Genomic DNA, 12972 nt, shown 5'->3' with positions numbered 1-12972 from the left:
CACGGGATCGATAGACTGCGGGGGAGAGCCGCAGGAGGTGCCATGACCGATTTGAGGAACATGACCGGGGGGCGCGAGCTCGTGATGGTCTCGAACCGTCTGCCGGTCGATCGCGTCGTCAACGAGGACGGCAGCACGTCCTGGCGCACGTCGCCCGGCGGGCTCGTGACGGCGGTGGAGCCCATCGTCGAGCAGCTCGGCTGCCTCTGGGTCGGCTGGGCCGGCAGCGCCGACGAGCGCGTCGATCCGTTCGAGATCGGATCGATGCGGCTGGCGCCGGTCGAGCTGAGCGAGGAAGACGTCGAGCTCTACTACGAGGGGTTCTCCAACGGCACGCTCTGGCCGCTGTACCACGACGTCATCGCACAACCCGAGTATCACCGCGAATGGTGGGACCGCTACCGGCAGGTGAACCGGCGCTTCGCCGAGCGCGTGGCGCAGGAAGCCGCGGAGGACGCGATCGTGTGGGTGCACGACTATCAGCTGCAGCTCGTGCCCGCGCTGCTGCGGCAGCTGAGGCCCGACCTCACCATCGCGTTCTTCCTGCACATCCCCTTCCCCCCGAGTCGTCTGTTCGCGCAGCTGCCCTGGCGCAAGCGCATCGTCGAGGGGCTCCTCGGGGCCGATGTCATCGGCTTCCAGCAAGTCACCGACGCGGTTGCCTTCCGCATGACGGCCGAGCGCTTCACGCGGGCGCCCGCGCTCGGCAACACCGTCGTCGTGCCGGCCACCGCCGACCGCCCGTCCCGCACGGTGCTCGCGCAGGAGTTCCCCATCTCGATCGATGCCGCCGCATTCGCGGCCGTGGCCGAGCGCCCCGAGGTGCGCCGTCGCGCGCAGGAGATCCGAGAGGAGCTCGGCAACCCGAAGACCCTCATGCTCGGCATCGACCGGCTCGACTACACGAAGGGGATCAGGCACCGGCTCAAGGCGTACAACGAGCTGCTCGCCGACGGCGAGATCGACGCCGCCGACATCGTGTTCGTGCAGGTCGCCACCCCGAGCCGCGAGCGTGTGGAGGCCTACCGGCAGCTGCGCGACGAGGTCGAGGTGACGGTGGGCCGCATCAACGGAGAGCACGGGGCGATCGGCCGCGCACCGCTCGTGTATCTGCACCGCGGCTATCAGCGCGACGAGATGGTGGCGCTCTATCTGGCGGCCGACGTGCTGCTGGTGACGCCGCTGCGCGACGGGATGAACCTCGTCGCCAAGGAGTACGCGGCGTGCCGGGTCGACGAGCAGGGCGTGCTGGTGCTCAGCGAGTTCGCCGGGGCGGCCGACGAACTGCGCGACGCGCTGCTCGTCAACCCGCACGACATCGAGGGGCTCAAGGCCGCGATCGTGCGCGCAGCCCACATGCCGAAGGAGGAGCAGCGGCGGCGCATGCACTCGTTGCGCCGCGCGGTGCACCACAACGACGTGTCGCACTGGGCGGCGGGGTATCTCGGCGCAGTGCAGGCCGCCGCGGAGTCGCGGCAGGTCGGGCCGAGCGGTGAGCGCACCGAGCCGATCCAGGTGGGGGCCTCCTTCGTGCCGCGCAGCATCGACGACCGTGTGCGCAGGCTCGCGGCCTTGCCCGGGCTGATCGTCGCGACCGACTTCGACGGCACGCTGGCCCCCATCGTGCCGCGGCCGCAGGACGCGAGGATCCTGCCGCGCGCGCAGCAGGCGCTCGACGTGCTGGCGGCCTCGCAGGGCACGAGTGTCGCGCTGCTCACGGGCCGGTCCCTCGAGGGACTCGCCGAGACCGGCCTGAGCATCGACGCCTGGATCGTGTCGGGTTCGCACGGCTCCGAGCTGGTGGGGATCGACGCGGGATCCGGGGCCCCGGGCGGATCCGGCGCCGAGGGCGGCGGGCTCACGGAGGACGAGGAGCGGCGGCTCGACTGGCTGGCGCGGCGCTTCGCGCGCGTGCTGGGAGACGAGGCGGGGGTGCGCCTCGAGCACAAGCCCTTCGGCCTGGCGGTGCACACGCGCGAGGTGCCCGATCGGGAGCAGGCCGTCGAGCTGCTCGCCGCCGCGGTCGAGCTGGGCGCGACGGCGGGCATGCACGTGCGCGAGGGCAAGGAGGTGCGGGAGTTCTCGGTGCGGGCCGCCGACAAGGGCTCGGTGCTGCGACGGATCCGCGACGTCCTCCCGCCGGGGCCCGTGCTCTTCCTGGGCGATGACGTCACCGATGAGGACGTCTTCACCACCCTCGGCCCCGACGACCTCGGGATCAAGGTGGGGCCGGGCGGGACCGCCGCGAGCGAACGAGTGCCCGATCCTGAGACCGCAGCAGCGGTGCTGGCACTCCTCGCCGAGCTGCGCACGGGGATCGTCGTCGGTTCCGAGTAGCCGTTCGCGGCCGTGTCAAGCCCGGTGCGTTCGCGCGTGCGGCGCGGCACACTCGAAGCTGAGCGCCGTGCGCGCAGCCGCGGCGGGAGGGGGGACCGGTGCGGGGCCGACGTCGGAGGAACGCGGCGATCGCCGCCGTGCTGACGCTGCTGCTGGGCGGCGCGCTCGCCGGGTGCGGCCTCGTGGTCCCCGCGGATCCCGACGGCACCCTCGACCGCGTGCGCGGAGGCGAGCTGCGCGTCGGGCTCTCGCCGGAGCCCGGGCTCGTCGAGATCGATGACGACGAGGCGTCGGGTGCGCTCGTCGATATCGCCGAGGATTTCGCCCGGAGCATCGACGCCGACCCGCGCTGGACGGTGCGCGGAGAGGAAAGCCTGGTCGCCATGCTCGAGGACGGGCGGCTCGACGTCGCCATCGGCGGCTTCACCGAGCGCACCCCCTGGGCCGACCGCGTCGGTGTGAGCCGCCCCTATCCGGGGGTGCCGGGGTCGGACGGCCGGCCGCTCGTCGTGCTCGTGCCGCTGGGCGAGAACGCCCTCCTCTCCGAACTCGAGCGCTTTCTCGACCGGGAGGTCGGTTCATGACTCGCGCAGCCTTCCGGCAAGGCGACCGCGAGCATTTTCCGGCGGCGCAGCAGCGGGCCCTGCGCAGCGCGATCCGTTGGCAGCTGTTCACCATCGGATACACCGTCTGCACCATCGTCGTGATCGCGTTCGTGCTCGGCAATTCGCAGGCGATGCGGACGGCCTGGATCGAAGACATGCTCTCGCTCCTGCCGCAGCTCGCATTCTTCGCGGCGCTGCTGCTCGTGCGGCGCAAGCCCTCGCTGAAGCATCCGTACGGCTGGCACCGCGCCATGGGCGTCGGTCACCTCGTCGCGGGCGTCGCGCTGCTCGTCGTCGGCACGCAGCTCGCGATCGAGGCCGCTACCGGGCTCGTGGCCGCGGAGCATCCGACGATCGGCACGCTTCGCGTGCTGGGGCACACCGTCTGGCTCGGATGGATCATGATCGGAGTGATGGCGGTGATCGTGGTGGGGCCGGTGCTGCTCTACGGCCCCGCGAAGGCCCGCATCGCGCCGGTGCTCCACAACAAGCTGCTCCTCGCCGACGCCGATATGGCGCAGGCGGACTGGCACACCAACGCCGCCTCAATCGTCGGCGTGCTGGGGGTGGGTCTCGGCCTGTGGTGGCTCGACGGGGCGGCAGCGCTCTTCATCGCTCTCGGCATCGTGCGCGACGGTCTGCACAACACGGGCGCCGCCATCTCGGACCTCATGGATCAGCGAGCCCGGACGGTCGACGGAGCGGAGCCGCATCCGCTGGGCGCGGAGATCGTGACGCGCCTCCGAGAGCTGGAGTGGGTGGCCGATGCCGCGGTCAGGATCCGGGACGAGGGGCAGGTGCTGCACGTCGAGGCTTTCGTGCAGCCGCGCGAGGCGTCCGTGCGGCTCGAGGGGCTGGCGGCGGCGGCCGAGCTGATCTCGAGTCTCGACTGGAAGGTGCACGACGTGGTGGTGGTGCCGAGCGACCCTCTGCCGGAGTACGCGGACCGCGGCGACTGATCGCTGCGCTACCCTGCGCGCGCCTGGGAAATCAACCCCGCAGACACCCGGACGCCAGGCCCATACGCTCGGAACCGACCCTGCAGGCAGATGCGAAGGAGACGACATGCACACCGTGACGAGCGACATCGATATCGGGCTCCCCGTGCGCACCGTGTACAACCAGTGGACCCAGTTCGAGGACTTCCCGGCCTTCATGTGGGGCGTGGAGGAGGTGCGCCAGGTCGACGACACCCGGCTCGCCTGGCGGGTGCGGGTGGCGGGCGTCGAACGGAGATTCATCGCCGAGATCACCGAGCAGATCCCCGATGAGCGGATCGCGTGGAAGAGCGTGGAGGGGCCGCGGCACGCCGGAGTCGTGACGTTCCACCGTCTCGACGACGACGAGACCCGGGTGCGGCTGCAGCTGGACTGGGAGCCCGAGGGGCTCGTCGAGCACGCGGGCGCGGCCCTGCAGCTCGACGACGCGCAGGTCGGAGCGGACCTGCGCGAGTTCACCCGGCTGCTGGAGACGAACGGCTTCGAGACGGGGGCGTGGCGCGGCACCGTGGATCGGCCGGGGGGAACGGTCGGCGGTTGAGGGCCGGTGCCCCGCTGACAGCGCAGGGCCGGGGGCGCGGGCCCGTGTGAAGGATCGTGATCGGGCGACCAGGTCCGGTCCGGGGAGGAGAGGGGGAGAGATGGTGAACGGGAACGCGCACGATGCGCCCACCTTCGGAGTCGAGGAGGAGTACCTGCTGCTGGACGCGGAAACGGGGCTGCCGAGCGACCGCGCCGCGGAGCTGATCCTCGCGGTTCCGCAACTCGGAGCCCGGGCCGAGCGGGAGTTCTTCTCGAGCCAGCTCGAGACCGCGACACCCGTGTGCCGGGAGGCCGAAGAGGCCGAGCAGTCGCTCGCGGGCTTCCGATCCGCCGTATCGAGAGAGGCCGCGAACCGCGGCATCGTGCTCGCCGGCACCGGCCTCCCGCCGGTGGGCGGGGAGGAGGCGGGCACCGTTACGCCCCGTGCACGCTACCGCGCGATCGACGCGGAGCTGCGCAGCGCGTCGGCGCACCAGTACGTCACGGGGACGCACGTGCACGTGGAGATCCCGTCGCCGGATGCCGGGGTCGAGGCTCTGGCGCGGCTCGCGCGCTGGGCACCGATGCTGCTCGCCCTCACCGCCAACTCGCCCGTCTGGCTGGGAGCGGAGACGGGCTTCGCGTGCTGGCGGCAGATCATGAACCGCTCCTGGCCCGTGACCGGGTATCCGCCGCCCTTCGCCGACGGGGAGGAGTACGCGGCGTCGGTCGAGCAGCTCGTGAGCAGCGGCGTGCTGCTCGATCCCGGCATCGTGACCTGGGAGGCGCGCCTCTCGCAGAACTACCCGACGCTCGAGCTGCGCATCGCCGATGCCCAACTCGAGGTGGCCGACGCGGTCGCCTTCGCCGCCCTGGTGCGCGCGCTCGTCGCACGCTGCCTGCGCGACGCGGAGGCCGGTGAGCCGCGGCCGCGGATCGCGCCGGGGCTCGTCGACGGCGCGATCTGGATCGCGGCGCGCAACGGGCTGTCGACCGAGCTGGTCGATCCGCTCTCCGGGTCGTCGGTCCCCGCCCTGGAGTTCGTCGAGCGCACCGTCGAGACGGTGGAGCCCGAACTGCGGCGCTTCGGCGATCTCGAGCGGGTGCACGCGTATGTCGAGCGGAGGCGCGACGGAGCCCCGGCGCGCCTCCAGCTCGACCGGTTCCGCGCGGCGGGCATTCCCGGCCTGCTCGACCTCTACCGTTCGTGCAGCCAGGGCCTCGGCGTGGAGGCGAGGGTCGATGCCGAGCCGGCGCCGCAGACTGCCGATCACGCGTGAGGTCGAGCACGGCGCCTTCGTCTATCGGCTGGGCGGGCGCCGCATCCGTGCGCGCCGCGAGATCGAGCGACTGGACGCGCTCGCGATCCCGCCCGCCTGGACCGATGTCGAGATCGCACGATCTCCGTCGGCGAAGGTGCTCGCCCGCGGGCACGACGCGGCGGGGCGCACGCAGACGATCTATCATCCGGCCTTCCGACGGCGCATGGAGCGGCGCAAGTTCGACCGGATCGCGCGCTTCGGCGAGGCGCTTCCGAGACTGCGCGCCCGGGTGGACCGGGATCTCCGACGGCGGCGGCTGAGCCGGGATCGGGTGACGGCGTGCGTCATCCGGCTCATCGATCGCGAGCTGTTCCGCGTCGGCAACGCCGAGTACGCGCAGCGGCACCGCAGCTACGGGGTCACGACCCTGCGCACGCGGCACGTGCGGGTATCGAACGGCTCGGTCGAGTTCGACTTCACGGGCAAGAGCGGTCGACGGCATCGCAGGAGCGTGCGGGATCCGCGCGTCGCCCGGCTGCTGGCCCGGTTGGGTGAGCTGCCGGGGCACGAGGTCTTCCACTTCCTCGACGACGACGAGGCGGTGCACACGCTGCGGGCGAGCCACGTCAACGCATACGTGAAGCGGCATGCGGGTGCCGAGTTCTCGGCGAAGGACTTCCGCACCTGGGGCGGCACCCTCATCGTGGTGCGTGCGCTGCTGGCGGCGGATGCGGAGGAGCTGTCGGATCCGCGTGGCTCCGCAGCCGCGGCGAGGGCTGCAGTGCAAGAGGCGGCCGAGCTCCTCGGGAACACCGCGGCGGTGACCAGATCCTCGTACATCGACCCGCGGGCGCTCGCGGCATTCGAGGATCCGGAGCTCGTGAGGCGTCTGCAGCGGGCGCGGGCGCGGCTGCGCGCGCGCCGCTCCCTCAGCGCCGATGAGCGGTGCGCCCTGCTCCTGTTGAGCGGGAGCAAGCGGCGCGGCTGAGCCGGAACGCGGACGCCTCCGCGATCGCCGGGCTCCGTCGGGACCCCGTGAGGCGAACGCGGGGGTCACGCCGCGGGCGGTGCACCCCACGTCGACGCGGCAGCGACGCGCACGGCCTCGCGGAGCTCTCCGCCCCGCGCGAGCACGGTGGCGGCCGCCGCGGCGAACCGGCAACGCTCATCGCCGAGGCCGCCCGCGGAGGCCCCGGCCCCGTGCACGCGCAGCGGCGCGCGGTCGAGCTCTGCGAGCATCGCGCTCCCGTCGCCGAGGGGGATCGCGATGGCGCGGCAGCCGGAGCGGCGCTGGAGCTGCTCCGCGGCCTCGACGGCGACCGCGGGGCGCTCGGAGATCGCGGCGGCCGCGATCGCGGCCCCGGGCGCGGGGACGACGAGGCGGCAGGAGGGCACCGGATCGGAGCCCTCCGGGTGCGGGAGCCACACGAGGGGGACGTCGAGGCCTCTCCGGTGCACGGCCACCCGCAGCTCCGGGTGATCGGCGAGGCGGTGGCCGCGATCCACGACGACGAGGGCCTCCGCGAGAGCGACGGCCCGGACCATGCGCGCGGTCACGCGAGGCAGCGGCGGTCGCGTCGAGGGATCCGTCGCGCACGCCCCGGTGCTGTCCGGGCGCCGCGGCACAGCGGCCTCGCGGGAGATCGGGATCCCGGAGGAACAGGCGATGACGGTGATCCCGGCGAGCAGCTGCAGCAGGCGCCGCGCATCGCCATCGGCGGTGACAGCGGTGAGCAGCTCGACCTCGTGCCCGTCGTCGCGCAGCAGGGTCGCGACCCGAGCCGCGCCGCCCGCGAGCGGGTCACCGGGTGCCCGGCGACCCTCCTCGAGCGGCACATCTCCGATCACGGCGAATCGCATGGCCCCCTCCTGACCCCGAGCGTCCGGGATCAGGCCGCCGGGTGCCCCACGGGCGGGAAGCGGTTCCGGTAGCGCTCCTCGGCCTCGTCCAGCACCGCTTCGGAGAGTCGCGCCACCGGCACCACGTCGGCCAGCAGCGGTTCGCCCTCGGGACCCCGCGCGGTCACCGATCCGGTGAGCACCCAGGCGAAGCGAACCGGATCTCGCGGCGTCGGCCGGGCACGGCGGAGTTGCCGGGCGATCCAGTCGGCGACGGGTCGGTACCACCAGTCCTCCGGAGCCAGCGGACGCCCGGGCAGACCGGGGAGGCCGAGGCCGGTCTCCGGATCCACCGGCGGGTGCAGCGCGTCCGCGACCGGTCCGTCTGAGGTTCGCAGGTGGAGCGCGGGGTAGCGACGCAGCGTCCCCTCGAGCTGGTCGAGCGTCGCGAGCGGCTGCAGCTCGAAGTCGCTGCTTGCGGTATCGAATGGTGCGGACACGGCGATTCTCCCTCTGCTCTCTCACTCGTCCGAGCGGCGCGGCACATTCCCGAATCGATTCGCCGGACGACGTCCGTCGGGGCGATCCGTCGGGGCGACTGTTCTGAGAACAGCGTAGAGTCGGGGCCGCGGACCACGACAGGGCCTTGCGAGAGCGGATCGCCTGTGGCAGAGCCGCGATCGGCGGCCGCGCACTCGGGTCGGATGCCGCGCCGCGCGCAGCGTACCCGCTCGTTCGGCGGCTGTCGAGGGGCTCATCCTCCCCGCTGCGGGGGCGTACGGTGGGAACCGTTCACCGTTCATGCGCGCACGCGCGGACCCGAGGGGAGTGCCTCACGATGCCCAGAGAACAACGACCCCAGTTGAAGGATCCCGAACTCTACGACCGACTCCGAGACGACGGCGCATCCGAGGAGAAGGCCGCCAGGATCTCGAATGCCGCGGCGAAGGAGGGGCGCTCCGAGGTGGGGCGTCGCGGAGGCGACGCCGAGGACTACGAGGATCGCACCGTGCCGGAGCTGCGCGAACGGGCGAAGGAGCTCGGGCTCACCGGGTACTCGAAGCTCAGGAAGAGCGAGCTCATCGACGAGCTGCGCAACCACTGACCCGATTCTCGAGACCGACCCCTGCAGGAGGCGCCCGCCGATTCGCAGTCGGATGCCGGCGTCATCGCGACGGCACCCGTCACCGCGTTGCGCGTCTGGAGGACCCCGCTACCAGATCTCGTCAGCCGACGTGGCGAGCACCGTGATGAAGATCGCGAGCGGCACGACCCAGATCGCACCGAGCAGCGCGGCTTCGACGCGCAGGCGCGCGGGGCGCGAGAGCCCGGTCGCCCGCACCGCGAGCATCGCGAGCAGCGCCACGAGGGCGAAGCCGATCCCGATGCTGCACCAGAGCGGATTCCAGGGGTAGAGCGCGAACAGAGCCGCCGACATGAGCACCGCGGCGATGATCGCCGCGACCAGCCAACGGGTGGTGCTCGTGCTCGTGAGCGCCGGCTGTCGATGCTCCAGCGCAGGGTCGATCTTCCCGCGATGCGGGTTCGGCACCGATGCCTCGGCCTCGGCGCTCATGGTGGAGCCGTCGAGGATCGGCCGCTCCAGCTCGTCGATGTCGTGCGGCGGTCCGCTGACCGTGCCCTGGCCGGTTCCGGCGTCGAATCGCGTCGCGGGGTGCGGCGCATCGGGGTGCTCCTCGGCCAGACGCTCCTGGCCGTCGGGGTCCACCGTCGGCTCCAGTTCCTCGCCTGCGTCCGCGGCGGCGCGCTCCGCGTCGTCCGAGACGCTGTGCTGCTCGGCGCCGCCCGGTCGCCGCCGAGCGTTGTGATCCTCGTGCCGCATCGGAACCTCCCTCGCGCACGTGCTCCCGGGGCGGTGCGCGCCCCGCTGACACCTCGACCGTATCCCTGCACCGGCGTGCGCCCGCAGAGGGTGGACACCGCATCGGGCGGCGCGTATCATTCCGGGCCGAGCACCCCCGAGCTCGCGACGAGTTCGCGCGTGAAGGGATCCTTCGGCGCCCCGAGCACATCTTCGGTGCCGCCCTCCTCGACGATCCCGCCGTCGCGCATGATCAGCACGCGGTCGCAGACCGTGCGCACCGCGGCGAGGTCGTGCGACACGAAGACGATCGCGACTCCGCGCCGATGCTGCAACTCGCGCAGCAGGTCGAGGATCCCCGCCTGGGTGGACACGTCGAGCGCAGAAACCGGCTCATCGCACACCAGCACGTCGGGCTCGGCCGCGAGCGCGCGGGCGATCGCGACCCGCTGCCGCTGCCCGCCCGAGAGCGTGGCCGGGTGCCGCCGCAGCAGCTCGGGGCTGAGCCCCACCTGCTCGAGCAGCGCCGCCGGGGTGGTCGGCGCAGAAGCACCCGGGGAGGGCCGGATCGAGGCGCCGATGATGCGCTCCACGCGCCACCGCGGGTCGAAGGTGGCGATCGGATCCTGCGGGATCAGCCGGACGCGGCAACCGGGATCGGCGAGCTCGACGCTTCCGGCGTCGGGTCGCTCGGCACCCACGAGCAGTCGGGCCAGGGTGCTCTTGCCCGCCCCCGACTCGCCGACGACGCCGACCGCCTCGCCCCGGCGCAGCGCGAGATCGACACCCTGGACCCCGGTCGTGCCGCCGTCCGGCGCGGGGAACGTGCGCGCGGCTCCCCGCAGCGCGAGGAGCTCCGGGCCGAGTGGCCGCGCGCTCGGCGCGGCGGGCTTCGGACCGCGCGGGATCGCCTCGACGAGGGCTCGGGTCGCGGGGTGCCTCGGACGTCCCAACACCTGTTCCGCGGTGCCCGTTTCGACGATGCGTCCGCGGTCGAGCACGGCGATGCGGTCCGCGATCCGTGCGACGCTCGCTAGGTCGTGGCTGATGAGCACGAGCGCGGTGCCCCGATCCTTCACCTCGCCGAAGAGCCGCAGCACCCGTGCCGCGGTCGTGGGATCGAGCGCGGTGGTCGGTTCGTCGGCGACGAGCAGCTGGGGCGAGTCGACGAGCGCCGAGGCGATGAGCGCGCGCTGCCGCATGCCGCCGGAGAGCTCCGTGGAGCGCTGGCGCAGCCGGCGGGCCGCGTCGGGGAGCCCCGCGGCATCGAGCGCGTCGATGACGGCGGCTCGGCGCTTGCGGCCGCGCACGCCGCGGAGGGCCAGCGTCTCGCCGACCTCCGCCTCGATGGTGCGCAGCGGGTCCAGCGACTGCAGCGCGTCCTGCAGCACGAGCGAGACCGTGCGGCCCCGGAGTCGGCGCCACCGGCGCTGGGAGAGCCGGCGCGCATCGCGATCCGCCACCGTGAAGCGCTCGGCCGCCACCCGCCAGCGGGGGTCCGCCTGGATGAGTCCGAGCAGCGTGCGGGCGAGCACCGATTTGCCGGCACCCGATTCCCCGACCACCGCGAGGCACTCGCCGGCCTCCACCCGCAGCGACACCCCCTCGAGCACCGCCCGTGCGACCCGCTTCCCACGCCCCGCCCCCGAGCTCGTGAGGGAAACCGTCACCCCCTCGACCTCCAGCACCGCCGCCCGGCGATCCCGCTCCGAGGAACGATCACTCATGCGACACCCCTCCGATCCGCCGCCCGATCACGGTCAGCGCGGCGGCGGTCACGACGATCGCGAGACCGGGGCACACGGTCATCCACCACGCTGTCGTCAGGTACACCCGTCCCGCGTTCAGCATCGCACCCCACTCGGGCGAGGGCGGCAGGGCGCCGAGCCCGAGGAAGCCGAGGGCCGACACCCAGACGATCGCCTGGCCGATCCCGAGCGTCGCCGCTGCGACCAGCGGCCACAGCGCATTCGGCGCGATGTGCCTGCCGAAGACGCGCAGCGGCCCCGCGCCGTCGAGCCGGGCCCACTCCACGTAGCCGCTCGCGGCGATCCCGCGCACCCGCGCACGCAGCATCCGGGCGTACCCGGGGATGGTCGCGAGGCCGATCGCGATGATCGACGCCGTCGGGCCGGGACCCATGACGGCGATGAAGAGCAGCGCCATCACCAGTGTGGGCAGCGCGAACAGCACCTCGAACACCCGGCCCAGCGCGGCGTCGAGCAGTCGCGGCCCCAGGCCGGCGGCGAAGCCGAGCGCGGCGCCGATCCCGATACCGATGCCCGTCGCGGCGATCCCGATCCCCACCGAGGCTGCTGCCCCGTGCACGACGCGCGTGTAGAGATCGCGTCCCGATTCGTCGGTGCCGAACGGGTGCGCGAGCGATGGGGGAGTGAAGGCCTTGGTCGGGTGCACCGCCAGCGGGTCGCCCGGGGCGAGCAGCTGCGGTGCCGCGACGGCGAGCAGGGCGAGCAGCAGCACGGCGGCGCTCGCCGCGCCGGCCCAGCCGAGCGAGCGACCGGCGCGCGCGATCGCCGTCACGATCCCGCCACCTCGGTCGAGGCGGAGCGCGCCGAGCGCTCCGACACCGGGTCGCGGGAGGGCGCGTGCTGCGCGCTCCCGCGTCGCAACCGCGGGTCGATCACGGTCTCGAGCAGGTCGGAGAGCAGCATGATGAGCACGTACAGCAGCGCGATCACCACGACCGCGCCGATCACCACGGGCACGTCGCGCACGGTCGCGGCCTCGAGCAGCAGCCGTCCGAGCCCTTGCCGGGCGAACAACGCCTCCACCACCACTGCGCCGCTGAGCAGCGACCCGTAGGCCCACCCCGAAAGGGCGATCCCGGGCAGCGCGGCATGCCGCAGGGTGTGGCGCAGCAGCACTCGCGTCTCCGACGCCCCGCGGGATCGAGCGGTCGTGGCGAAGGGCGCGTCGTCGGCCTCGGCCAGCGCGCCCTGGAGCACGTGCGCGAGGTATCCGGCGATGGGCACGGCGAGAGTGATAACGGGCAGCACCAGGCCGGCCGGCTCTGCGCCCGAGCTCGTGGCCGGCAGGATCCCGAGCCCGCCGGCGAACACCAGGATGAGCACCGCGCCGACGAAGAACTGCGGGGTGACCGAGGCGACGGTCTCGATCCCGGAGAGCGTCGCGCGAACGACGCGCCCGGGCCGGCCGCGGCTCACCGCGGCGATGAGAGCGCCGACCACCGCGAGCGCCCAGGCGAGCAGCAGTGCGAGGGTCGCGATGAGCAGGGTCGGAGGCAGATTCGCCGCCAGCAGTTCGGCCACGGGCTGCTTGCGGGCGTAGGAGTCGCCGAACTGCAGCGTCGCCGTGCGCCAGAGCTGCGCCAGATACTGCACCGCGAGCGGCTGATCCAGCCCGTAGGCCGCCTCCGCCCGGGCGACGGCCTCGGGGCCGGCCTGCGATCCTGGACCGCCCATGATCGCCTCGAGCGGGTCGCCCGAGATGCGCAGTGCGAAGAACACCACCGTGGCGGTGATCCACACCACGAGCAGCGCCGCGCCGATCCTCCCCGCGACGGCGCGCGCGATCCTCGCGCCTCTGCTCCGCCCGCCCATCGGAGG

Annotated in this window: 13 protein-coding genes; 7 read left to right on the top strand and 6 right to left on the bottom strand. The window is 73.1% G+C overall.

The genetic code is table 11. The annotated features are described in order from the left end of the window. Positions 1-42: 42 nt before the first annotated feature. From EVS81_RS04770 to EVS81_RS04745, 6 genes are all read left to right on the top strand, one after another. On the top strand, positions 43-2337 hold the full coding sequence (locus EVS81_RS04770; protein WP_205879389.1) for a bifunctional alpha,alpha-trehalose-phosphate synthase (UDP-forming)/trehalose-phosphatase: 2295 nt from the start codon (positions 43-45) through the stop codon (positions 2335-2337). A 98-nt stretch (positions 2338-2435) separates the two neighbouring features. Beyond that, entirely contained in the window at positions 2436-2921 is a 486-nt protein-coding gene (locus EVS81_RS04765) for a transporter substrate-binding domain-containing protein (RefSeq protein WP_240739963.1), read from the top strand. Further along, positions 2918-3901 carry a cation efflux transmembrane domain-containing protein gene (locus EVS81_RS04760; protein ID WP_130109367.1) on the top strand — a complete coding sequence of 328 codons (984 nt, stop codon included), beginning with the start codon at positions 2918-2920 and terminating at the stop codon, positions 3899-3901. Before EVS81_RS04765 ends, EVS81_RS04760 begins: the two co-directional genes overlap by 4 nt. A 106-nt stretch (positions 3902-4007) precedes the next feature. Further along, a complete protein-coding gene (locus tag EVS81_RS04755; RefSeq protein ID WP_130109366.1) occupies positions 4008-4481 on the top strand; it encodes an SRPBCC family protein in 474 nt (157 codons plus the stop codon). 100 nt (positions 4482-4581) lie between these two features. After that, entirely contained in the window at positions 4582-5742 is a 1161-nt protein-coding gene (locus EVS81_RS04750; protein ID WP_130109365.1) for a carboxylate-amine ligase, read from the top strand. Continuing rightward, positions 5705-6712 (top strand): DNA topoisomerase IB, encoded by a 1008-nt coding sequence (locus EVS81_RS04745; protein ID WP_130109364.1) that lies wholly within the window; start codon positions 5705-5707, stop codon positions 6710-6712. Before EVS81_RS04750 ends, EVS81_RS04745 begins: the two co-directional genes overlap by 38 nt. Positions 6713-6777: 65 nt before the next feature. Here EVS81_RS04745 and EVS81_RS04740 read toward each other — a convergent pair whose 3' ends face one another. Further along, a complete protein-coding gene (locus tag EVS81_RS04740) occupies positions 6778-7584 on the bottom strand; it encodes a hypothetical protein (protein ID WP_130109363.1) in 807 nt (268 codons plus the stop codon). A gap of 29 nt (positions 7585-7613) precedes the next feature. Continuing rightward, entirely contained in the window at positions 7614-8063 is a 450-nt protein-coding gene (locus EVS81_RS04735) for a DUF6098 family protein (RefSeq protein ID WP_130109362.1), read from the bottom strand. Positions 8064-8401: 338 nt separating this feature from the next. Between EVS81_RS04735 and EVS81_RS04730 the strand changes: the two genes are divergently transcribed. Further along, on the top strand, positions 8402-8668 hold the full coding sequence (locus EVS81_RS04730) for a Rho termination factor N-terminal domain-containing protein (RefSeq protein WP_130109361.1): 267 nt from the start codon (positions 8402-8404) through the stop codon (positions 8666-8668). 108 nt (positions 8669-8776) lie between these two features. Here EVS81_RS04730 and EVS81_RS04725 read toward each other — a convergent pair whose 3' ends face one another. The 4 genes from EVS81_RS04725 to EVS81_RS04710 form a co-directional block, all read right to left on the bottom strand. Beyond that, entirely contained in the window at positions 8777-9406 is a 630-nt protein-coding gene (locus EVS81_RS04725) for a hypothetical protein (protein ID WP_130109360.1), read from the bottom strand. Positions 9407-9522: 116 nt separating this feature from the next. Then, positions 9523-11112, bottom strand: a complete 1590-nt coding sequence (locus EVS81_RS04720; protein WP_130109359.1) for an ABC transporter ATP-binding protein — start codon at positions 11110-11112, stop codon at positions 9523-9525. Next, a complete protein-coding gene (locus EVS81_RS04715; RefSeq protein WP_240739962.1) occupies positions 11105-11926 on the bottom strand; it encodes an ABC transporter permease in 822 nt (273 codons plus the stop codon). The genes EVS81_RS04720 and EVS81_RS04715 overlap by 8 nt, the downstream gene beginning before the upstream one ends. After that, a complete protein-coding gene (locus tag EVS81_RS04710; protein WP_130109358.1) occupies positions 11923-12966 on the bottom strand; it encodes an ABC transporter permease in 1044 nt (347 codons plus the stop codon). Before EVS81_RS04710 ends, EVS81_RS04715 begins: the two co-directional genes overlap by 4 nt. Between the last annotated feature and the right edge of the window lie 6 nt (positions 12967-12972).

The sequence above is a fragment of the Leucobacter triazinivorans genome, assembly GCF_004208635.1.
Taxonomy (GTDB): domain Bacteria; phylum Actinomycetota; class Actinomycetes; order Actinomycetales; family Microbacteriaceae; genus Leucobacter; species Leucobacter triazinivorans.
Note: the sequence above shows the minus strand (reverse complement) of the source record. Positions and strands in the feature narration are given on the sequence as shown.

Bases quoted from the DNA above. Each gene is read 5' to 3' on its own strand.
- EVS81_RS04755 (WP_130109366.1), top strand. From the start codon at position 4,008: ATGCACACCGTGACGAGCGACATCGATATCGGGCTCCCCGTGCGCACC.
- EVS81_RS04710 (WP_130109358.1), bottom strand. From the start codon at position 12,966: ATGGGCGGGCGGAGCAGAGGCGCGAGGATCGCGCGCGCCGTCGCGGGG.
- EVS81_RS04740 (WP_130109363.1), bottom strand. From the start codon at position 7,584: ATGCGATTCGCCGTGATCGGAGATGTGCCGCTCGAGGAGGGTCGCCGG.
- EVS81_RS04720 (WP_130109359.1), bottom strand. From the start codon at position 11,112: ATGAGTGATCGTTCCTCGGAGCGGGATCGCCGGGCGGCGGTGCTGGAG.
- EVS81_RS04770 (WP_205879389.1), top strand. From the start codon at position 43: ATGACCGATTTGAGGAACATGACCGGGGGGCGCGAGCTCGTGATGGTC.
- EVS81_RS04745 (WP_130109364.1), top strand. From the start codon at position 5,705: ATGCCGAGCCGGCGCCGCAGACTGCCGATCACGCGTGAGGTCGAGCAC.
- EVS81_RS04725 (WP_130109360.1), bottom strand. From the start codon at position 9,406: ATGCGGCACGAGGATCACAACGCTCGGCGGCGACCGGGCGGCGCCGAG.
- EVS81_RS04760 (WP_130109367.1), top strand. From the start codon at position 2,918: ATGACTCGCGCAGCCTTCCGGCAAGGCGACCGCGAGCATTTTCCGGCG.
- EVS81_RS04750 (WP_130109365.1), top strand. From the start codon at position 4,582: ATGGTGAACGGGAACGCGCACGATGCGCCCACCTTCGGAGTCGAGGAG.
- EVS81_RS04730 (WP_130109361.1), top strand. From the start codon at position 8,402: ATGCCCAGAGAACAACGACCCCAGTTGAAGGATCCCGAACTCTACGAC.